Source organism: Nocardioides panaciterrulae (genome assembly GCF_013409645.1).
GTDB lineage: Bacteria > Actinomycetota > Actinomycetes > Propionibacteriales > Nocardioidaceae > Nocardioides > Nocardioides panaciterrulae.
This window is the reverse complement of the sequence record NZ_JACCBG010000001.1, coordinates 2,106,527-2,126,609: the sequence shown is the minus strand read 5'-3', so window position 1 is coordinate 2,126,609 and position 20,083 is coordinate 2,106,527. Positions and strand designations below refer to the sequence as shown.

Below are 20,083 nucleotides of genomic sequence, written 5' to 3'. Positions count from 1 at the left end.
GCGAGCCCGCACTGGTCACGCTCCGCGTGTCGATCGCTATCTGGCGAGGTTGAGGCTCAGCGTCGCGAGGTCGGCGTTGATCGTGAAACCGCACTGGCGGTACAGCGCGAGGGCCGCGGCATTGTCCGGTTCGGTTTGCAGAGACAGCCGCAGCGCACCGGCGTCGCTGGCGGCCTTTCGGATGGTTTCGACCAGTCGACGGGCGATGCCCTGGCGACGCACCGCGGGGTCGGCGAACAGGTCGCGTAGCTGCCAGAACCGACCCAGCCTGAGAGAGGCCGGGACTTGGTGAATGGCCGCGAATCCGACCCTCCGCGGGCCGTGGTAGGCGCCGTAGAACTCGAGCTCGCCGGATCCAGCCATCTCGCCCACCCACGCCCGTGTCGCGGCCGGAGCCGGCGATTGGCCGTAGTGGATCCGGTACAGCTCGAACAGGCTTGCCAGCTCGGCGACCGCGGCGGACCGCGGATCGACAGGACGACAGACGACGGTCTCTGGCACCAGCACAGCCTACGAGTGCAGCCGTTGCGGGAGCGCGATCATCGAAGTCGCCCGCGCACGGCGGCGCGAGGGGAGAGGCCGACCGGTTTGCACAGGGCAGCGGCCACCTGACGTTCGACGGGGCCATCAGAGTCCTAACTGACATAATGTCAGTTATCGGCGATATGACAGCCCGTGTGGCGTAGAACGCCCGGGGTGCTTCTTGCCTAGACTTCGCCGGTGGATGATGCGCCAGGCAGGCACCGCGGAACAGCGCATCCGCTGGAGTTACCCATCGGCCGACGAGTCCTGTTCGCCGTATGTGCGCTGCTCGGCAGTGGTTTCGTCTTCGACGACACCGGTTGGCGCTTCGCGGTGGGCGCTGGGCTCTTCGGGGTTTCAATGGTGGCGTTCTACCTCGCAGCCAGACTCATCACGAAGGGCTACCCGGACCTCGACGATGGTCAGGACCAGACGCGGGTGATCCGAGGCGACGGTTCGACAGCGGCGTCTGAGAAGGCGCGCAGGGACTCGACCTCAGCACGGCGGACGCCATCCGGGAAGAAGCCGCGGGAGAAGTGACGCCCTGCTCGACGTAGGTTCCGAACGCGCCCAGGGCGACCTGGCCCCGCTTCGCGACCTGCCTCCGATGACAGCGCGTGGTTGCGAAGGTTGGAAAGAATGCTTGGCGGGATGTCGAACTTGAAGTCAGGCGTTCGTCGATAGGTTGAATGCCGCGCACAGAAGAGCGCCAAGACAAGGAGCCCAGCCTCGGATGCCTCCAGGGTGGGCCTGAGACTCGTTCCAATCGTCGCACTCCCCTCAGGAGGAATCTTGAAGCTCCTGCTCACGTCCGGAGGCGTCACGAACGCCAGCATCCTCCGCGCGCTGGTCGACTTGTTAGGCAAGCCGACGGCCGACGCGACCGCGCTCTGCATCCCCACGGCGCAGTGGGGCCACCCGATGTGCGGACCGGTCTCGGCGCGGGGATTCGTGAACGGCGTGCCCCCGTGGGGTGGCTTGACCTCAATGGAGTGGAAGTCGCTGGGGCTCCTCGAGCTCTCGGCGCTGCCGACGATCGGCAAGGAGCGCTGGGTCCCATGGGTCCACGAGGCTGACGTGCTGCTGGTCGACGGCGGCGATGCGACGTACCTGTGCCACTGGATGCGGGAATCTGGACTGGCCGATCTTCTGCCCGCGATGACCGACAAGGTCTGGGTGGGGGTCAGCGCCGGCAGCATGGTGATGACGCCCCGGATCGGCGCCGACTTCGTCAATTGGCCGTCCGCGCCGGACGACCGCACTCTCGGCGTCGTCGACTTCTCGATCTTCCCGCACCTCGACGCTTTCCCGGGCAACACCATGGACGAGGCAGACCGTTGGGCCAGCGAGATCGGCGGTCCGGCGTATGTCATCGACGACCAGTCGGCGATCAAGGTGAACGACGGCACCGTCGAAGTCGTCTCTGAGGGGCACTGGAAACAGGTGCTGCCCTAGCCGTGGTGGTGCTCAGCGGCACGGATGCGGTCGGCCGGGCCGAAGACGCCGTCGACGAGCACCGGCACGACCGATGATGCGTTGAGATCGACGGCGACGTCGATGTCTGACTCGAATCCCTTGCTGAGCAGCTCACGACCGCCGACGCAGCCGCGTATGCGCGCATCGAGGCTGCTGCGACCCGCGTCGAACACGTCAACCGCTGTCAGGGCTTCCGGACTGAACTTGTCGCCATAGCCGAGGGCGACGAGCCCGGAGAGAATGGCGCCGGCCCCCAGCTGGTCCTCCAAGGCAGGGCGCAGCGAGTCATCGTGACTCCAGCGTTCGCCGGCCGCGATGACGGCGATCGACCCGCCGGCTTCGATCGTCGGCGCGAGCCACGTGGCGACAGCCTCGGCGTTGCGAAGGCAGCCGACAGCAACGGCCGAGTCGCTCTGCTGCAGTGCCGCGGCGATCGTCGATCCGTTCGGCGACGGCAGGACCAGCCGCGGGATCGCGGCGCAGGTGAGCAGGCTTGCCGGCGACAGCGAGGGCGCACCTACGGCGCCACCCTTGCTCGCCTCGAGTCGGCCGACGGCGAGCACCGCGTCGTGCTGCGCGGCGAACTCCTCGGCTTGCACCCCCTTCCATCGATACGGAAGCACCCCGATGCCGCGCTCGACGGCCACAGTCACCGAGGTCGAGAAGCTGAGAACGTCGACCACGACCGACACCTCGGCCCGCGTGGCCGTTGCTCCGGCCGGCCCCCAATCGAGTCGTACGTCGAACCCGCCCTGTCCGAAAAGGTCAGTCACAGCGCGAGAACCTCGTGGGCGTGTCCCCATCGACCCCTTCACGCTCGGCATATCCGTCACTGCGGGGCCTCCATCGATGGGCGGCGGCTGTAGTCCGACACGCGTCGCGCCAGGCCAGCCACGCCGTGCGGAGGCGCGGGGACCGCACGGGCCTCCCCTCGCGCCGAGCCCGGAGGTCGGCACGCAGCCACTCGGGGGCCCGGGCCGAATCGATGGCCGCGGATTTGGTGATGAGGTTGCCGGTCGCCAGTGCGTGGCGGCCGCGGGCCATCGAGGTCAGCCCGAGGTCGGCGATGGACGGATTCAGCCACCACCACGGATGGCGTGCGGCTGTCGCCCAGTAGCCGGAGAGCTCGGCCTGGGCGGCGCGTCGCACATCGTCGTTGCTCAAGGGGGGCAGCACGCTCTGCGGCTGACGCCCAAGGACCGCGAACCCGTGCCGGACGAGCTCCGCTCTCACGATCCCGGAGACCGTGCGTTCGACGAGTTCGCCATGGGTCCAGGTCGGATGACGAGTGGCGGGCTCAGACAGTGCCGAGATTTCGACGTAGGCACAGCCCAGATCGGCCCCTGCGGCCGCCGAGGCGTCGAGGTCCGCGTGGATCGCGGCGATGGCCGACCGGTGATGCCGGTCCATCGGCCGGTCGGTCAGAGCCACGAGGTCGAGGTCACTGACGCCTGCCCGGTAGTCGCCGGTGGCTGCGGACCCACCGACAAACAGATCGGTCACCCAGCCCAGTGAACGCAGCTTGCCTGCCAGCTCCTCGACGGCCGGTGGCGTGTTCACGTTGCCAATCCTGCCGGGTCTATCCGGCGGATCCGGCGCATCCGGCGGTCATTTCTTGCGCCAGACCGAGACGTGATGGTCGCTCGTCGATAGGAAGGGACTGCCCTGCCAGTCGGCCGACCGTGACTCGAGCTCGAGCCCGGCGAGTTGGGCCATGAGGTCGCACTCGGACGGCCAGAGGTAGCGGAAGTGGCCGACGCCGTGACGGACGCTCCCGTCCTCGCTCCGGTAGTAGTGATGAGACGCGCACTCCTGAGTCACCAGGTCGTAGGTGTCGAAGACCAGGTGCTCGTCGTCGAGGCTCATCGGGACTGCTTCCTCACCCGGCAGGAGCCGCTGGATCGGGGGCACCCAGAGGTCGATCACGAACCGGCCGCCGGGCCGGAGGTGATGTGCGGCGTTCCTGAAGCACTGCACCTGCTCGGCCTGCGTCCGAAGGTTCGCGATGCTGTTCCAGACCAGGAACACGAGCGAGAACGAGCCCGCGCCGGGAGCGACCGTCGTGGTCATGTCGCCGACGATCACCGGAACCTGCTCCTCGGTCACCTTGCCGCGGAGCTGGGTGACCATCGGCTCGGACAGCTCGATTCCGGTGACGGGCACGCCGCGCGCCGCCAACGGAATCCCGACCCGACCGGTCCCGATGGCGAACTCCAGTGCGGGACCCCCCTCGGCCAACCGCTCGAGGAGGTCGACGGTGGGATCCAACACCTCAGGGGCGAAGTGTGCTGCGGCCTCGGCGTCGTACCGGGCGGCGGTCTCCTCGTCCCACACTTCGCTGCTCGTCACGCTCGGCAGAGTTCCACATCGGGCGGCCGGGCCGCCACCTCGGTCATCAACGCCGTCACGGCTGGACGTACGCCGCGAGGTGCTGCCCGGTCAGCGTGGCGCGGTCGGCGACCAGGTCGGCGGGCGTGCCCTCGAACACGACCCGGCCGCCGTCGTGGCCGGCGCCCGGACCGAGGTCGACGATCCAGTCGGCGTGCGCCATCACCGCCTGGTGGTGCTCGATGACGATCACCGACCGCCCGGAGTCGACCAGCCGGTCCAAAAGGGCGAGCAATTGTTGGACGTCGGCGAGGTGCAGGCCGGTGGTCGGCTCGTCCAGGACGTAGACCTCGCCCCTCTCGGCCATCTGCGCGGCCAGCTTCAGCCGTTGGCGCTCTCCCCCGGAGAGGGTGGTCAGCGGCTGGCCCAGCTTGACATAACCCAGACCCACGTCGACCAGCCGCTCCAGCACCTTGTGCGCCGCCGGCGTCCGGGCCTCACCGTCGGCGAAGAAGTCGGCGGCCTCGCCGGCCGACATCGCGAGCACCTCGGCGATGTTGCGACCGCCGAGCGTGTGCTCGAGCACCGCGGCCTGGAACCGCCGGCCCTCGCACTCCTCGCAGGGCGACTCCACGGTGGCCATCACGCCGAGCTCGGTGTAGATCACACCGGCGCCGTTGCAGGCGGGGCACGCGCCCTCGGAGTTCGAGCTGAACAGCGCCGGCTTCACCCCGTTGGCCTTCGCGAAGGCCTTCCGGATCGGCTCGAGCGCTCCTGTGTACGTCGCCGGGTTGCTGCGCCGGGAGCCCTTGATCGCGCCCTGGTCGACCACCACCACGCCGTCACGGCCGGCCACCGAGCCGGTCACCAGCGAGCTCTTGCCCGAGCCGGCCACTCCCGTGAGCACGACCAGCACCCCGAGCGGGAGGTCGACGTCCACGTCGCGCAGGTTGTGGGTCGAGGCACCGCGCACCGCCAGCACCCCGGAGGGCGCGCGCACCGAGTCCTTCAGCCGGGCCCGGTCGTCGAGGTGGCGGCCGGTGGTGGTGCCGCTCCCCCGCAGCCCCTCCACGTCGCCCTCGAAGCAGATGGACCCACCCGCGCTCCCGGCGCCCGGACCGAGGTCGACGACGTGGTCGGCGATCGCGATCGTCTCTGGCTTGTGCTCCACGACGAGCACGGTGTTGCCCTTGTCGCGCAGCTGCAGCAGCAGCTGGTTCATCCGCTCGATGTCGTGCGGGTGCAGGCCGATCGTCGGTTCGTCGAAGACGTAGGTCACGTCGGTGAGCGAGGACCCGAGGTGCCGGATCATCCTGGTGCGCTGCGCCTCTCCCCCGGACAGCGTGCCCGTGGGCCGGTCTAGGGAGAGGTAGCCGAGCCCGATCGCCTGGAAGGAGTCCAGCAGGTGCTGCAGGCCGCCGACGAGCGGCCCGACCGACGGCTCGTCGAGCTCGTGCACCCACCCGGCCAGGTCGCTGATCTGCATCGCACACAGCTCGGCGATGTGGCGGCCGCGGATCTTCGAGGAACGGGCCTGCGCCGTCAGCCGGGTCCCGTCGCACTCGGGACAGGTCGTGAACGTCACCGCGCGCTCGACGAACCGGCGTACGTGCGGCTGCATGGCCTCGAGGTCCTTGGACAGCATGGACTTCTGGATCTTCGTGAGCACACCCTCGTAGGTGAGGTTGACCCCCTCGACCTTGATCCGGGTCGGCTCGCCGTGCAGGAGCTTCTGCAGCTGCTTGGGCGTGAACGCGCCGATCGGCTTGTCCATCGGCAGTCCGGCCCCGGCGAAGACCCGGCCGTACCATCCGTCCATGCTGTAGCCCGGGACCAGCAGCGCGCCCTCGGCGAGCGACCTGGACTCGTCGTAGATCGCGGTGAGGTCGAAGTCGTTCACCGCCCCCATGCCCTCACAGCGCGGGCACATCCCGCCCTGGTAGACGGCGTTGCGGACGACGGTCTTCTCCTCCCGGCCGCCCTTCTCGGTCCTCATCACGCCGCTCGCCGTCCGGGTCGGCACGTTGAACGAGAACGCGGTGGGCGGGCCGACGTACGGATCGCCGAGGCGGCTGAACAGGATGCGCAGCATCGCGTTGGCGTCGGTGGCCGTGCCGACCGTGGAGCGAGGGTTCGAGCCCATCCGCTCCTGGTCGACGATGATCGCGGTGGTGAGCCCCTCGAGCAGGTCGACCTCCGGTCGCGCCAGGCTCGGCATGAAGCCCTGCAGGAAGGCGCTGTAGGTCTCGTTGATCAGCCGCTGCGACTCCGCCGCGATCGTGCCGAAGACCAGCGAGCTCTTGCCTGAGCCGGAGACGCCGGTGAACGCGGTCAGCCGTCGCTTAGGGATCTCGACGTGGACGTCCTTGAGGTTGTTCACGCGGGCGCCGACGACCCGGATCAGGTCGTGGCGGTCGGCTGTGTGCTGCTCCATGCCGGCTCGGGCTCCTTCGTCGGGTCGCTCAGTGCGGGCAGGTCATGGTCCTCAGGACACGACCTGGTTGATGCGCAACAGGTTGCCGGACGGGTCGCGCACGGCGCAGTCGCGGATGCCGTAGGGCTGGTCGGTCGGCTCCTGGACGATCTCCACGTCGCCGGCCTGCAGCCTCTCGAACGCGGCGTCGAGGTCCTTCGACGCGAGGGTCAGCATCGCGTAGGTGCCCTTGGCCATCATCTCCGTGATGGTCCGGCGCTCCTCGTCGGTCACCCCCGGGTCGACCCCCGGGGGGTAGAGCACGATGTTGACGTCGGGCTGGCCGGGCGGACCGACGGTCAGCCAGTGCAGGCCGTTGTAGCCGACGTCGTTGCGCAGCTCGAAGCCGAGGGCGTCGCAGTAGAACGCCACCGCGGCGTCGCGGTCGGTGTGCGGGAGGAATCCCGAGTGAATGGTGAGGTCCATGCCGAGAACGCTAGGAGACGCTGCCCGCTCGTGCTTCTCGATTCCTGACCGGTCTGGTGACCTGCTTGGCCACGCAGGCCGGCATCCCCTCCGTCGCCAGCGCCGACTGCGCCCTGTACACGCTCGGTGGCACGCCGATCAGCTCGGTGAACCGGGTGCTGAAGGTGCCCAGCGACTGGCAGCCGACCGCGAAGCAGACCTCGGTGACGCTCAGGTCGCCGCGCCGCAGCAGCGTCATCGCCCGCTCGATCCGTCGCGTCATCAGGTAGCTGTACGGCGACTCGCCGTACGCCAGCCGGAACTGCCGGCTCAGGTGCCCCGCCGACATGTGCGCACCCCGAGCCAGCGCCTCGACGTCCAACGGTTGCGCGTAGTCGCGGTCGATCCGGTCGCGCACCCCACGCAGCAGCGCGAGGTCGCGCAGCCGCTGCGCCTCGGTCGGGCTGCTGGTCACGACTCCGATGGTGCCACGTTCTCGAGCGGGAAGTGGCACGCGGCTCGGTGCCCCGGTCGCAGGGCCACCAGGGGTGGCTCCTCGTCGGCGCAGACCTGCTGGGCCAGTGGGCAGCGGGTCCGGAACCGGCAGCCGCTGGGCGGCTCGACCGCGCTCGGCAGCTCGCCCTCGAGCGGCGTGGCCTTCTTCGCCCGCTCCAGCTGAGGGTCGGCCTCGGGGACGGTCGCGATCAGGCCGTGCGTGTAGGGGTGGAGCGGATGGTGGTAGACCTCCTCCGACGGTCCGTCCTCGACCAGCTTGCCGAGGTACATCACGCCGATCCGGTCCGAGAGGTAGCGGATCACCGACAGGTCGTGCGAGATCACCAGGTAGGTCAGGTCGAGCCGATCCTGCAGCTCGCGCAGCGTGTTGAGGATCTGGGCCTGGATCGAGACGTCGAGCGCGGAGACCGGCTCGTCGGCGACGACGAGCTCGGGACGCAGGATCAGCGCCCGCGCCAGCCCGAGTCGCTGCCGCTGGCCTCCGGAGAACTCGTGCGGGAACCGGTCGGCGGCGCTGCGCGGCAACCCGACACTCTCCAGTGCCTCCTCCACCCGGCTTCGCTGCTCCTCCCGCGAGCCGATCCGCTGGATGGCCAGCGGCTCGCGCAGCACCTGGCCGACCCGCATGCGCGGATCGAGGGAGGCGTAGGGGTCCTGGAACATGAACTGCACCCGCCGCCGCACCGCCCGCCGCTCGCGGGAGGAGAGCCTCGACACGTCCTTCCCCTCCAGCCGGACGACGCCGGAGGTCGGCTCGTCCAGTCCCACGATCAGCCGGCCGAGGGTGGTCTTGCCGCTGCCCGACTCCCCCACCAGCCCGTACGTCTCGCCGCGGCGGACCTCGAGGCTGACGCCGGCCACCGCGGAGACCCGATAGCGGGTCCGCCCGAGCACGTGGTGGCTGAGCGGGAAATCCTTGACGAGGTGCTCCACGGCGAGCAGCACCTCGTCCGAGCGGGCGCCCGCCTCCCCCTCCGGCCTGGTCACCCGCGTCCGGGCGAGCTCCTCGTCCGCCACCGGGTGCAGGCACGCGTGCCGGTGTCCGCCAGCGGGGCCGAGGAACGGCGGCGACGACGCGCGGCAGTCGTCCTGCGCGAAGGAGCAGCGCGGGGCGAACCGGCAACCGGTGAGCTCGGTGGACAGGTCCGGCGGCAGGCCCGGGATCGAGGCCAGCTGCTCGCGCCGCTCGGTGGCCCGCTCGGGCAGCGCGTCGAACAGCGCCTGGGTGTACCGGTGCCGAGGGTGGGCGAAGAGCTCGAGGGCCTCGGCGGTCTCGACGATCTTCCCGGCGTACATCACCGCGACCCGGTCGGCGCGGCCGGCGACCACGCCCAGGTCGTGCGTCACCAGCACGACGGCCATCTCCAGGTCACGGCGCAGGCGGTCGATGAGCTCGAGGATCTGCGCCTGGATCGTCACGTCGAGCGCGGTGGTCGGCTCGTCGGCGATGAGCAGCCGCGGGTCGCAGGCGAGCGCGATCGCGATCATGACCCGCTGCCGCATGCCACCGGAGAACTGGTGGGGGAAGTCGTCGAGCCTGCTGCGCGCCTGCGCGATCCCGACGAGGTCGAGCACCTCCAACGCCCGCCGGCGGGCCTCCTTGCGGGACACGTCGCGGTGCAGCAGCACGGCCTCGGCGATCTGGTTCCCCACGGTGATCGTGGGGTTGAGCGAGGTGAGCGGGTCCTGGAACACCATGCCGACGCGACCACCGCGGATCGCCTGCATCTCCCGGACCTGCAGGCCCAGCAGCTCGACGCCCTCCAGCCGGACGCTGCCGTCGACCACGTGGCCGCCGGTCGGAAGCAGCTGGAGGACGGACAGGGCGGTGATGGTCTTGCCGCACCCCGACTCCCCGACCAGGCCGAGGCACTCCCCCGCCCCGACCTCGAGGTCGACGCCGTCGACGGCGTGCACTGTCGACCGTTTCAGGGCGATGTCGGTGCGCAGGCCGGTGATCTCCAGCAGCGGCGCGGACTCGACGAACCCAAGCGTCTCCCCGGTGGCGAGCGACTGGTCGGGCGGTACGAGGTCGGCCATGCTCACCTGCTCTGCAGCCGGACCTCGAACGCGTCGCGCAGCGCGTCGCCGAGGAAGTTGAACGCGATGGCGACCAGCACGATCGCGATGCCGGGCGGGTAGAGCAGCCACCAGTAGCCGCTGTTGATGTAGACCGTCGCCGTCGAGAGCATGCCGCCCCAGTCGGTCTTCGGCGGCTGGATGCCCAGGCCGAGGTAGCCGAGGAAGGCCAGCGTGATGATCGCGTCCGCGACGGTGAAGCTGGCGAAGACGACCGCGGTGCCGACGGCGTTCGGGGCCACGTGCCGGATGACCGCGCGGGTGTTCGAGCCACCCATGACCCGCACCGCCTGGACGTACTCCCGCTCGCGCAGGCTCAGCGCCTCGCCGCGGATGAGGCGCGCGGCCCCGAGCCAGGACAGGGCCGCGATCAGCAGGATCATCACGCCCGGTCCCGGGGAGTAGATGGTCGAGAGCACCAGCAGCAGGAACAGGGCGGGGATGGCGAGGAGGCCGTCGACCAGCCGCATCAGGACGGCGTCGAGCGCGCCGCCGACATAGCCGGACAGCGCGCCGTAGAGGGTGCCGAACACCGTGGCCAGCAGGGCGGCGGCGATGCCGACCTCCAGCGACGCCTGGCCGCCGTACATCAGGCGGCCGAGCTCGTCGTAGCCGGTGGGATCGGTGCCGAGCGGGTGTGCGGAGCTGGGCGGCTCGTTCGCGAGCGCGAGGTTCGTCGTCACCTGGTCGGTGTGGTAGAGGTGCGGCCCGAGGAAGCAGAAGAGGACGAAGAACACGATGATCCCGGCGCCGATGAGCGCCAGCCGGTTCTCGGCGAAGACCGAGAGCCCGCGTCGCCACAGGCTCTCCTGCGGTCCGTGGACCTCGCCACCCACGAGGGCGGCGCGGTCGCCGGCGATCTCGGCCAGCCCCGGCTCCGCGGCCGGACCCGACCGATCACGGCGCGAGCCCGGCAGCAGGCTCACGACACCCTCACCCGCGGGTCCAGCGCGGCGTAGCCGATGTCGGCGAGCAGGTTGCCGAGCACGGTGGCGAACCCGACGACGAGCGTGATGCCCAGCAGCACGGGATAGTCGTCGGTGACCGCCTCCTGGTAGAAGAGCAGCCCCATGCCGGGGTAGTTGAAGACCTGCTCGGTCACCAGCGATCCTGCGATCAGCACCGGCAGCGAGAGCCCGATGATCGTCACCATGGGAATCAAGGAGTTGCGCAGGATGTGCCGGTAGAGCACCCGGGAGGAGCCGGCCCCCTTGGAGAACGCGGTGCGCACGTAGTCCTGGACGATGTTGTCCAGGGTCGCCGAGCGCATGTAGCGGGAGAAGAGCGCGATGTCGAGCAGCACCAGGGAGGCCACCGGCAGCACGAGGCCGGCCGGCTCCGCCAGGATGCCGGCGACCGTGCTGGCCTGGGGCGCCTGCGCCGGGAACCAGCCCAGGTTGAGCGAGAAGACCAGCACGAGCATCAGGCTGAGGAAGAAGATCGGCGTCGAGTAGAAGACGAAGCCCAGGAACGTCGCGGTGTAGTCGAAGATCCCGTTGCGGCGGACCGCCTGGGTGAGGCCGATCGGGATCGCGATCACCACCGCGATGGCCAGCGCCAGCACGTTCAGCAGGATCGTCTTCGGGAGCCGCTCCCCGATCAGCGAGGCGACGCTCTGGTTGAGCCGGTAGCTGTACCCGAGGTCGCCCTGGAGCAGGTGCTTGAGCCAGATGACGTACTGCTGCCAGAGGGGGTCGTCCAGCCCGTTCACCTTGTTGAAGTGGGCGAGCTGCTGGGGTGTCGCCCGGGTCCCGAGGGTGGCCCGGGCGGCGCCGCCCGGCAGCAGGTGCAGCAGCACGAAGACGATCACGGTCACCAGCAGCAGGACGATCACCGCCTGCCCTGCCCTGCGGAGCAGGAACCTGGTCATTGCGTGCGGTACCAGTACTCGGGCGTGAGGCTCCGGATCGGGTTCCAGACGATCCCGCCGACCTGGGTCGAGACCGCCTGGATCGTGTACGGGCTCGCCTGGAAGACCACCGGCACCTGTTGCGCGGTGTAGTCCTGGTAGTCGTACAGGGGGCCGGTGCCGCCCTGCTGCGTCGTGATCTTGGTCAGCTGGTCCATCTTCGGGTCGCTGTAGCTGCCGTAGTTCGCGACCGAGCCGGTGGCGAACAGCGACTCGCCGGTGGGCAGGTAGTCAGGTGCGTAGAGCCAGCCACCGCCCCAGTTCGCGAGCTGCCAGCTGCAGCTGGCCTGGCTGGGGGTGCACGGCACCGACTCGCCGGTCACCGTGTTGAACGGCTTCTGCTTCAGGTTGAGCTGGATCCCGGCCTTGCTCGAGTCGGACTTGTACTGCTGCATGGCCTGGTCCAGGGCCTGCTCGCCCGAGGAGTAGTCCAGGTTGATCGACAGCTTGGTGCCCTGGGCGATCCCGCTGCCGCACTGGCTGGACGCGGTCCCGGCGTCGGTGCACACCATCACGCCGTCCTGCTCGGTCCACCCGTGCGACTCCAGCAGCGACTTCGCCTTGTCGGTGCTGAACGGGTACGGCGAGCCCTGCTGCGCGGCGGGGCTCAGCCACTTGCTCTGCGGCCGCACCGGCACGGGTCCGTACTGGGCGTCGGCGTACCCCTGCTGTGCCTTCTCCACGATCAGCGGCTGGTTCATGGTGTAGGCGAGCGCCTGCCGGACGTAGAGCTGCTTGAAGACCGGGCCCATCGTGGGGTTGTTGAAGTTGATCGGGAAGTAGTCCACCGCCCACGCGTAGTTCGCCGCGAGGTAGTAGTCCGCCCCCACCGGGTTGGTGCTGGGCAGCACCGCGCCCGCCGGCTTCGGCGGCAGGTCCTGCTTCGGGATGTAGCCGATGTCGACCGTGCCGCCCGCCTTGAGTACGTTGAACTCCGCGGCGTCGCTGGTGAACGGCAGGAACTTCACCTCGTCCAGGCGCGGCTTGGGCGAGCCGGAGTAATCAGGGTTCGGCACCACCGAGTAGCTGCCCGAGGAGCTGTACGTCTTCAGTCGCCAGGGCCCGTTCACGACCCCCCAGATCTTGCTGGTCGCGTAGGTCTTCTGGTCCTTGGCCTGGCCTGCGAGGAAGTCGTAGACGGCCTTGCACTTCGCGATGTCGGACGTGCAGCCCCCGCTGCCGGCCGCGGCGCCGGCGCTGGTCACGTCCCAGGCCATCGGCATCGGCGTGATCTGCGACAGCTCGTTGTAGGTGTACCAGTCCTCGGAGTACTTCGCGTCGAGCGTCAGCTTCACGGTCCGGTCGTCGACCTTCGTCACCTTGGTGACGTTGTCCGGGAACGCGCCGGGGGTGTAGCCGCCCCAGTTGGCCTTCTCCGCCTTGACCATGTTCATCCAGAAGACGACGTCGTCGGCGTTGACGTCCTCGCCGTTGGACCACTTCCACGGCTTCAGCTTGATCGTGACGCTCTTGCCGTCCGAGGCGTACTGCGGCGGCTCGGCGGCGGACAGGCCGTAGTCGACGGTGGGCTGGAGGTTGTGGCCGCCGAACCAGTACAGCGGCCGGTACATCAGCTGCTGCAGGTTGGAGATGTTGTAGGTGCTGAAGTAGGCCGGACCGGCCAGCGGGAAGATCCAGTTGGGAACTGCCGTCGGGCTCTCGGCGAAGGTGACGGTGCCGCCGCTCGTGGGGCTCCCGGTCGCGCTCGTGGCGCCGGAGCCCGAGGGCGAGGACGAGCCTCCGCCGGTACAGGCGGCCAGGGCGAGTGCGACTGCTGCCGCTCCGCCGACGAGGCCGAGCTTCCTGGATGTCCTGTGGATGGCGAACATGCGACGCCCCAGAGCTGAGAAGTCCCTCGGTTGACCGTTTCAGCGTCAGCCTGTGGTCAGGGGCACGCAATGGACCAAAGACCCGGCAGTGGCCCCTGTGAGCGTTGCGAAATGGTCACGCCCGGATCCCGTCCGGGCCCGCCCGGGCCATGGACGGTCCCCCAGGTGCGGCATCTGCTCAAGTTTCTGACGCCGGAGACCGAGGACAGTCCGTAGCGTGGAAGTGAACCGGGCCGGCCGTCCCCAATTTGGGGGGTCTGGGTGGTTCGACTGCCGTGGGCGGGGCACCAGACAAGGGAGAGGAGGTGGAAACCATGTGGGACACCGTCGAGAACCACACCAGTGACACGGTGCGTCTCTCCCACGACCGACCGTGTCCGCAGTGCGGACACGCCCTGCACACGTACTTGGCGTGCGGCGACAGCTGCGAGTGCGAGCCCGTGACCGTGCCGGCCGCGCTCGCCGGCCGCGGACTCAGCCGCTGAGGTCGACCGTCGCGACCCGCCGCAGCACCGGCCGGTCGTGTCGCCCCTCGGTGACCTCGCCCGCGGTCCACCACATCCGCACCCCGGCGGGCTTCAGCTCGAGCACCGCGAGGTTGTTGTCGTACCACGGACCGTGGGTCACCTCCCACGCCAGCGGGGGCGCGGGCACCCGGGCGGCCTTCGACAGCCCACGACCCACGACGCCCAACGACCGGTGCGCCGCCCCGCCGGTGACCGCGTGCATGAACCGGGGCAACGGGTTGCGGATCGGCGAGCAGACCGCCTGCAGGATCCGGCTCGCCACCAACGGGCGCCCCTGGTGCGGCGCAGGAACCGCCTCGGCGACGTAGCTGTGGTGCACGTCGCCGGAGAGGTAGGTGATCGTCGCCGGCGCCCGGCCCCGGTTCCCGGCCGCCACGTCGAGCGTCAGCTCCGCGACCTGGCGGAAGCCCTTCTCGAACGCCGCCCAGTGCTCGAGGTCGGCCGCCTGGCGGGCCCACTCGCCGAAGCGGGCCGCCCCGCTCCCCCAGGCGCCCTCGGCCAGCGCCTCGCTGAACGCCTCCGCGTGGTGCAGCCCGGGCGCCATCAGGAACGGCAGCGAGGTGCCGAGCAGCAGGTGGTCGAACCCGCCGGACATCTGCTCGTCGAGCCAGTCCATCTCCTGGTCATCGAGGATCGAGCGGGCATCCGGCCTCAGCACCCGGGCGGCTCGCGAGTCCACCACGATCAGCCGCGCCTGGGTGTCGAAGTCGCGGGCGAAGCTCCAGCGGTAGCTCTCGGGCTCCTGGTCGGCACGGTCGGCCAGCTCGTCGAGCTCCGCGGTCACGTCCAGCTCGCCGTCCCCGTCGTACGACGAGATCCGCTGCCACATCGGGTCCTCGGCGCGGCCCTGTGGGCCGAGGTTGCCCAGGTGCTGGTAGACCCAGTACGACGCGAGCGCGCCGACGATCCGCTCGTGCCACCACGAGGTGGCCTCCATCCGGCGACGCCACGACCAGCTGGTGTTCCAGTCGTCGCGCACGTCGTGGTCGTCGAAGATCATCGCGCTCGGGAGCGTCGAGAGCAGCCATCGGTTCGCCGGGTCGCTCCAGGCCAGCCGGTAGAGGTGGGCGTACTCCTCGTAGTCCTTCAGCTCCTCCCCCGGCGGCTCCTCCAGCGACCTGCGCGAGGCGATGAACTCCTGCATCGCCTCGCTGGTCTCGTCGGCGTAGACCTGGTCACCGAGGAACAGCACCAGGTCCGGCCACCGCTCGTCGTCGTCGGCCGCCCGCTCGGTCAGGCCCGCCATCCGCAGGGCATAGCTGCGCAGCGCATCGATCCCGAACGCCCGGTGGCCCGCCTCGTCGTGGCTGACGCTGACCCGGCAGGAGCCGAAGGCCAGCCGCAGCGGCTTCCCGGGCTCCAACGTCGCGATCACCGGGTGGGGGAAGCCCGAGCCCTCGCCGGACACCGGCGGCCAGGCGCGCTGCTCCCCCACGTCCACGGTGTAGGCGGTCTGCGTGCCGGGCTCCAGGCCGGTCAGCTCGACCAGCGCGTAGTGGTGGCCGTGCGCCCCGAACGTCCGGGCGCGGGCGCTCCGCTCACCCGCCCGCACGGTGACCGTCGTGGCGTCCGCGGTCTCCACCCAGATCGTCGCCGAGGTGTCGTCGACGTAGCGCAGCAGCGGCCCGAGGACCAGGGCGCCGTCGGGCGTGCGATCGGTCATGGGCGTGACCGTACCGCTCCACCGGGGTCGGTCACGGACGGATCAGGACCTTGATCGCCTCACGCTCGTCCATCCGGCGGTAGCCCTCGGCGACCTCCGCGAGCGGGAGGTCGGCGTCGAAGACCAGCCCGGGGTCGATCGTCCCGTCCTGGACCAGCTTGAGCAGCTCGGGGAGGTACTGCCGCACCGGCGCCATGCCACCGGCCAGGCCGATGTTCTTCTGGAACATCCGGCGGATCGGCAGCTCCACGCCGTGCGGGACGCCGACGAAGCCGACCGTGGCCCCCGGACGGGCGACCGCGAACGCCTGCTTCATCGCGGCGTCGTTGCCGACGCACTCCAGCACCGCGTCGCCCCCGACCCCGCGGGTCAGCTCGCGAACCGCCTCGGCGCCCTCGTCGCCGCGCTCGGCGACGATGTGCGTGGCGCCGAACTGCCGGGCGATCGCCTGGCGGGGCTCGTGGCGCGACATCGCGATGACCGTCTCCGCACCCATCACCGACGCGGCCAGCACGCCGCACAGGCCCACCGCGCCGTCGCCCACGACCACGGCCGTGCCGCCCTCGCGCACGCCCGCGGACACCGCGGCGTGCCAGCCGGTGGCCATCACGTCGGCGAGCGTGAGCAGGGAGGGGATCATCGCGTCGTCGGGCGTGCCGTCGGTCTTGACCAGGCTGCCCTCGGCCTGCGTGACCAGCGCGTACTCCGCCTGCCCGCTCACGGTGAACCCGAGGTTCTCGCAGGCCGCCTGCATGCCGGCGCGGCAGTGCGCGCAGGTGTTGTCGCAGTGGTCGAACGGCACGATCACGAAGTCGCCCGGCGCGAACGAGGTCACCTCGGAGCCGACGGCCTCCACGACGCCGACGCACTCGTGGCCGATCGTCGAGCCGGCGTCGATGTCGTTCTCGCCGCGGTAGGACCACAGGTCGGAGCCGCAGATGCATCCCGCGACGACCTTGACCACGGCGTCGGTGGGCGCGCCGATGGTCGGGTCGGGGACGTCGGAGACGCGGATGTCACGGGGGGCATGGATCGTCGTTGCACGCATGACCTGCATCCTTGCACCGGCGCCCACACCGGGCGCATCCTGGGTCGGCGACCCCTGGCGCGCCGTTGTTGCAGTATCTCATATATGAGTTACGGTGATGCCATGAGTGAGGACTACAAGGGCCGCATCGGGAACCTGATCCGCGACGCACGCAAGCACCGCGGGCTCACCCAGCACCAGCTGGCCGAGCTGCTGGCCACCAGCCAGAGCGCGATCAACCGCATCGAGAAGGGCCACCAGAACCTCTCGTTGGAGATGCTCGCCCGCATCGGCGCCGCACTGGACTCCGAGATCGTCGCGCTGGGCGCGGGACCCACCCACCTGCGGGTGACCGGCCCGACCCGGCTCTCGGGCAGCATCGACGTCAAGACCTCCAAGAACGCCGGTGTCGCGCTGCTGTGCGCCTCGCTGCTCAACCGCGGCCGGACGACGCTGCGCAAGGTCGCGCGCATCGAGGAGGTCAACCGGCTGCTCGAGGTGCTCGGCAGCCTCGGCGTCCACACCAAGTGGCTCAACACCGACAACGACCTCGAGATCATCCCGCCGCGGGACCTCAACCTCAGCAACATCGACGAGACCGCGGCCCGGCGTACCCGCTCGGTGATCATGTTCCTCGGCCCGCTGCTGCACCGCACCGACACCTTCGAGCTCCCCTACGCCGGCGGCTGCAACCTCGGCACCCGCACCGTCGAGCCGCACATGTCGGCGCTGCGCCCGTTCGGGCTCGAGGTCAAGGCGACCGACGGCAGCTACCACGCCAGCGTCAACCGGGCCATCGAGCCGGTCCGCCCGATCGTGCTCACCGAGCGCGGCGACACGGTCACCGAGAACGCGCTGATGGCCGCGGCGCTGCACCCGGGCACCACGGTGATCCGCAACGCCTCGTCGAACTACATGGTCCAGGACCTGTGCTTCTTCCTGCGCAAGCTCGGCGTGGCGGTCGAGGGCGTCGGCACCACCACCCTCACCGTCACCGGCCGCCGCGAGATCGACGTCGACGTCGACTACGCGCCCAGCGAGGACCCGATCGAGGCGATGTCGCTGCTGGCCGCCGCGATCGTCACCAAGTCCGAGATCACCATCCGCCGGGTGCCGATCGAGTTCCTCGAGATCGAGCTGGCGCTGCTGGAGGAGATGGGCTTCGCCTACCACCGCTCCCAGGAGTACGTCGCCCTCAACGGCTGCACCCGCCTGGTCGACCTGACCACCAAGCCCTCGGAGCTGCACGCCCCGCTGGACAAGATCCACCCGATGCCGTTCCCGGGGCTCAACATCGACAACCTGCCGTTCTTCGCGGTCATCGCCGCGGTGGCCGAGGGCCAGACGCTGCTGCACGACTGGGTCTACGAGAATCGCGCGATCTACCTCACCGACCTCAACAAGCTCGGCGGCCAGGTCAAGCTGCTCGACCCGCACCGGGTGATGATCGAGGGCCCGACCTCCTTCACCGGCACCGAGATCGTCTGCCCGCCCGCGCTGAGGCCGGCGGTGGTGATCCTGCTGGCGATGCTGGCGGCCAAGGGCACCTCGGTGCTGCGGTCGACCTACGTCATCCACCGCGGCTACGAGGACCTCGCCGAGCGGCTGAACCTCCTCGGCGCCAACATCGAGCCCTTCCGCGACATCTGAGCTGACCGCAGCCTGAGCTTGCGAAGGCTGGGACGGCAGCCAGGTCGAGTGGCGGACCGGGATCAGTCCGGGCCGGGCCCGTCCGTCGTGCCGCGCTGGTCGAGCAGGCTGCGCACCGACGGCGGGACCGCAAGGTCCGACGCCCACGGGGCCGGAACGGGCTGGTCCAGGACGCGCCGGACCGGCACCACGCCGCTCCACACGGCCGGGTCGGCGCCCGCCTCCTCAGGCGTCGCCGGCCAACCGCTCGCGACCTTGAGGAGCCAGCTGCCCTCGGCGATGGGAAGCGACAGCACCTCAGTGGCGGCCAGCTCCCTGCGGCTCGGGCGCCGCACCTCGTCGATCCGCCCGGGGATGATCTCGTCGCTGAACAGGTCGAGCGCCCTCTCCCGGTCCTCGACCGTGTCGAGCCGTCCGCGGACCGTGGCAGAGCGGTAGTTGACCGACGACTCGAAGGTCGTCGGGGCCACGACGAGCGCGTCCAGGGTGAACACGGTCAGCACGGCGGAGGCTCCGGTCGCGACGTGTCGAAGCGCGCCCGCCCCGGTCGAACCATGCAGCAGGATGCGGTCACCGTCCCGGGCGTACAACATCGGCACGGCGAGCGGCTCGCCGTCCACCGCACAGGACAGCACTCCCGCCCACTGCGAGTCGAGCAGAGCGTCCAGGGCCGCGCGATCCGGCACACCGAGCTCCGGAAAGCGGTTCAGCGCGGTCATGACGTCATCGTGACACCCGGCACGACCCTCGACGCCGAGAACTGGGATGCCGGCTCAGGAGCGACGAGGCACCATGGCGCCCATGTCCCTGCCCACGCCCACGCTGCCCACCGCGCGCCTGCGGCTGCGTCCCTTCACCGACGACGATGCGGACGTTCTCTTCGCGCTGCACAGCGACGCCCATGTGCTGCGCTACTGGGACGCCCCGCCCTGGAGCGACCCTGCGCGCGCGGAGCGCTTCCTCGCGGCTTGCCTGCAGATGGCGGACGAGGGCACCGGGGCGCGGGTGGCCATCGACCGTGTCTCCGACGGGGTCTTCGTCGGCTGGTGCAGCCTGACCCGGTGGAACCCGGACTACCGCAGCGCGGCGCTGGGCTACTGCCTCGACGACGCGGCCTGGGGTCATGGCTACGCGACGGAGGCCGCGCACGCGTTGCTGCGGTGGGCCTTCGACACGCTCGACCTCAATCGCGTCCAGGCCGAGACCGACACCCGCAACCTGGCCTCCGCCCGGGTCCTGCAGAAGCTCGGATTCGTGCGCGAGGGAACGTTGCGGGAGGACTGCGTGGTCGACGGCGTGGTGTCGGATTCCTGGGTGTTCGGACTGCTCAGGCGGGAGTGGCGGTCGCCGGGCGACTAGCCGCGGAACAGCGTCTCCACCCAGGCGCGCGCGGGGGTGCGCGAGGCCGGGGGCGCGGTCATGTCGGGGGTGATCCGCGGCATCGGGGCGGTGTGCTGGCCCGCGTTGCGGTGCCAGTCGGTCTCCGCCTCGATCAGCGCACCGAGGTCGCCGCGGGACAGGAAGACGCCGTGCCCGTCGGGGCACTGACTGACCTCCGCCTCGCCGGAGTGGCCGGTGAAGGTCCGGCTGACCATCTCGGTCCCGCATCGGGGGCAGCTCAGGGTGTCCATGGCGGCGACGCTACTCCCCTCCGGGTGCCGGACCCGGGCACCCTCGCC

19 protein-coding genes are annotated in these 20,083 nt (G+C 70.1%); 4 read left to right on the top strand and 15 right to left on the bottom strand.

Going from position 1 to position 20,083, the window contains the following annotated elements:
- Nucleotides 1–36: 36 nt before the first annotated feature.
- A complete protein-coding gene (locus tag BJZ21_RS09975; RefSeq protein ID WP_179663589.1) occupies nucleotides 37–501 on the bottom strand; it encodes a GNAT family N-acetyltransferase in 465 nt (154 codons plus the stop codon).
- Between the two features lie 219 nt (nucleotides 502–720).
- Here BJZ21_RS09975 and BJZ21_RS09970 point away from each other — a divergent pair, with 219 nt between their 5' ends.
- Complete coding sequence (locus tag BJZ21_RS09970) at nucleotides 721–1,062, top strand: hypothetical protein (RefSeq protein WP_179663588.1); 342 nt, start codon at nucleotides 721–723, stop codon at nucleotides 1,060–1,062.
- 252 nt (nucleotides 1,063–1,314) lie between these two features.
- Complete coding sequence (locus BJZ21_RS09965; protein ID WP_179663587.1) at nucleotides 1,315–1,977, top strand: Type 1 glutamine amidotransferase-like domain-containing protein; 663 nt, start codon at nucleotides 1,315–1,317, stop codon at nucleotides 1,975–1,977.
- Here BJZ21_RS09965 and BJZ21_RS09960 read toward each other — a convergent pair.
- The 12 genes from BJZ21_RS09960 to BJZ21_RS09905 all read right to left on the bottom strand — a co-directional run bounded on the left by BJZ21_RS09960 (nucleotide 1,974) and on the right by BJZ21_RS09905 (nucleotide 16,775).
- A complete protein-coding gene (locus tag BJZ21_RS09960; protein ID WP_343052084.1) occupies nucleotides 1,974–2,771 on the bottom strand; it encodes a 2-phosphosulfolactate phosphatase in 798 nt (265 codons plus the stop codon). The genes BJZ21_RS09965 and BJZ21_RS09960 overlap by 4 nt on opposite strands.
- Nucleotides 2,764–3,558: a nucleotidyltransferase domain-containing protein gene (locus BJZ21_RS09955; RefSeq protein WP_179663586.1), complete on the bottom strand. Its 795-nt coding sequence runs from the start codon at nucleotides 3,556–3,558 to the stop codon at nucleotides 2,764–2,766. Before BJZ21_RS09955 ends, BJZ21_RS09960 begins: the two co-directional genes overlap by 8 nt.
- Before the next feature lie 48 nt (nucleotides 3,559–3,606).
- Nucleotides 3,607–4,347 (bottom strand): methyltransferase domain-containing protein, encoded by a 741-nt coding sequence (locus BJZ21_RS09950; RefSeq protein ID WP_179663585.1) that lies wholly within the window; start codon nucleotides 4,345–4,347, stop codon nucleotides 3,607–3,609.
- 55 nt (nucleotides 4,348–4,402) lie between these two features.
- Nucleotides 4,403–6,760 carry an ATP-binding cassette domain-containing protein gene (locus tag BJZ21_RS09945; RefSeq protein ID WP_179663584.1) on the bottom strand — a complete coding sequence of 786 codons (2,358 nt, stop codon included), beginning with the start codon at nucleotides 6,758–6,760 and terminating at the stop codon, nucleotides 4,403–4,405.
- A 51-nt stretch (nucleotides 6,761–6,811) separates the two neighbouring features.
- The gene (locus tag BJZ21_RS09940) at nucleotides 6,812–7,225 is read right to left on the bottom strand and encodes a VOC family protein (protein WP_179663583.1); all 414 of its coding nucleotides are present in this window, start codon (nucleotides 7,223–7,225) and stop codon (nucleotides 6,812–6,814) included.
- A 10-nt stretch (nucleotides 7,226–7,235) separates the two neighbouring features.
- The gene (locus tag BJZ21_RS09935; protein WP_179663582.1) at nucleotides 7,236–7,679 is read right to left on the bottom strand and encodes a helix-turn-helix domain-containing protein; all 444 of its coding nucleotides are present in this window, start codon (nucleotides 7,677–7,679) and stop codon (nucleotides 7,236–7,238) included.
- Entirely contained in the window at nucleotides 7,676–9,760 is a 2,085-nt protein-coding gene (locus tag BJZ21_RS09930; protein WP_179663581.1) for an ABC transporter ATP-binding protein, read from the bottom strand. Before BJZ21_RS09930 ends, BJZ21_RS09935 begins: the two co-directional genes overlap by 4 nt.
- 2 nt (nucleotides 9,761–9,762) lie before the next feature.
- Nucleotides 9,763–10,725, bottom strand: coding sequence for an ABC transporter permease (locus tag BJZ21_RS09925; protein WP_343052082.1), 963 nt, complete (start codon nucleotides 10,723–10,725; stop codon nucleotides 9,763–9,765).
- A complete protein-coding gene (locus tag BJZ21_RS09920; RefSeq protein WP_179663580.1) occupies nucleotides 10,722–11,669 on the bottom strand; it encodes an ABC transporter permease in 948 nt (315 codons plus the stop codon). The genes BJZ21_RS09925 and BJZ21_RS09920 overlap by 4 nt, the downstream gene beginning before the upstream one ends.
- Nucleotides 11,666–13,537: an ABC transporter substrate-binding protein gene (locus tag BJZ21_RS09915; RefSeq protein WP_179663579.1), complete on the bottom strand. Its 1,872-nt coding sequence runs from the start codon at nucleotides 13,535–13,537 to the stop codon at nucleotides 11,666–11,668. Before BJZ21_RS09915 ends, BJZ21_RS09920 begins: the two co-directional genes overlap by 4 nt.
- 474 nt (nucleotides 13,538–14,011) lie before the next feature.
- Nucleotides 14,012–15,727: an alkaline phosphatase D family protein gene (locus BJZ21_RS09910; RefSeq protein ID WP_179663578.1), complete on the bottom strand. Its 1,716-nt coding sequence runs from the start codon at nucleotides 15,725–15,727 to the stop codon at nucleotides 14,012–14,014.
- A 31-nt stretch (nucleotides 15,728–15,758) separates the two neighbouring features.
- On the bottom strand, nucleotides 15,759–16,775 hold the full coding sequence (locus BJZ21_RS09905) for a zinc-dependent alcohol dehydrogenase family protein (protein WP_179663577.1): 1,017 nt from the start codon (nucleotides 16,773–16,775) through the stop codon (nucleotides 15,759–15,761).
- Between the two features lie 102 nt (nucleotides 16,776–16,877).
- Here BJZ21_RS09905 and BJZ21_RS09900 point away from each other — a divergent pair, with 102 nt between their 5' ends.
- On the top strand, nucleotides 16,878–18,404 hold the full coding sequence (locus BJZ21_RS09900; protein ID WP_179663576.1) for a helix-turn-helix domain-containing protein: 1,527 nt from the start codon (nucleotides 16,878–16,880) through the stop codon (nucleotides 18,402–18,404).
- Between the two features lie 62 nt (nucleotides 18,405–18,466).
- Here BJZ21_RS09900 and BJZ21_RS09895 read toward each other — a convergent pair whose 3' ends face one another.
- Complete coding sequence (locus BJZ21_RS09895) at nucleotides 18,467–19,123, bottom strand: pyridoxamine 5'-phosphate oxidase family protein (protein ID WP_179663575.1); 657 nt, start codon at nucleotides 19,121–19,123, stop codon at nucleotides 18,467–18,469.
- Between the two features lie 82 nt (nucleotides 19,124–19,205).
- Here BJZ21_RS09895 and BJZ21_RS09890 point away from each other — a divergent pair, with 82 nt between their 5' ends.
- Complete coding sequence (locus tag BJZ21_RS09890; protein WP_179663574.1) at nucleotides 19,206–19,763, top strand: GNAT family N-acetyltransferase; 558 nt, start codon at nucleotides 19,206–19,208, stop codon at nucleotides 19,761–19,763.
- Here the strand turns inward: BJZ21_RS09890 and BJZ21_RS09885 are convergent.
- Nucleotides 19,760–20,035 carry a TFIIB-type zinc ribbon-containing protein gene (locus tag BJZ21_RS09885; protein WP_179663573.1) on the bottom strand — a complete coding sequence of 92 codons (276 nt, stop codon included), beginning with the start codon at nucleotides 20,033–20,035 and terminating at the stop codon, nucleotides 19,760–19,762. The genes BJZ21_RS09890 and BJZ21_RS09885 overlap by 4 nt on opposite strands.
- Nucleotides 20,036–20,083 lie beyond the last annotated feature (48 nt).

Bases quoted from the DNA above. Each gene is read 5' to 3' on its own strand.
- BJZ21_RS09945 (WP_179663584.1), bottom strand. From the start codon at position 6,760: ATGGAGCAGCACACAGCCGACCGCCACGACCTGATCCGGGTCGTCGGC.
- BJZ21_RS09940 (WP_179663583.1), bottom strand. From the start codon at position 7,225: ATGGACCTCACCATTCACTCGGGATTCCTCCCGCACACCGACCGCGAC.
- BJZ21_RS09930 (WP_179663581.1), bottom strand. From the start codon at position 9,760: ATGGCCGACCTCGTACCGCCCGACCAGTCGCTCGCCACCGGGGAGACG.
- BJZ21_RS09920 (WP_179663580.1), bottom strand. From the start codon at position 11,669: ATGACCAGGTTCCTGCTCCGCAGGGCAGGGCAGGCGGTGATCGTCCTG.
- BJZ21_RS09915 (WP_179663579.1), bottom strand. From the start codon at position 13,537: ATGTTCGCCATCCACAGGACATCCAGGAAGCTCGGCCTCGTCGGCGGA.
- BJZ21_RS09910 (WP_179663578.1), bottom strand. From the start codon at position 15,727: ATGACCGATCGCACGCCCGACGGCGCCCTGGTCCTCGGGCCGCTGCTG.
- BJZ21_RS09905 (WP_179663577.1), bottom strand. From the start codon at position 16,775: ATGCGTGCAACGACGATCCATGCCCCCCGTGACATCCGCGTCTCCGAC.
- BJZ21_RS09900 (WP_179663576.1), top strand. From the start codon at position 16,878: ATGAGTGAGGACTACAAGGGCCGCATCGGGAACCTGATCCGCGACGCA.
- BJZ21_RS09895 (WP_179663575.1), bottom strand. From the start codon at position 19,123: ATGACCGCGCTGAACCGCTTTCCGGAGCTCGGTGTGCCGGATCGCGCG.
- BJZ21_RS09890 (WP_179663574.1), top strand. From the start codon at position 19,206: ATGTCCCTGCCCACGCCCACGCTGCCCACCGCGCGCCTGCGGCTGCGT.
- BJZ21_RS09885 (WP_179663573.1), bottom strand. From the start codon at position 20,035: ATGGACACCCTGAGCTGCCCCCGATGCGGGACCGAGATGGTCAGCCGG.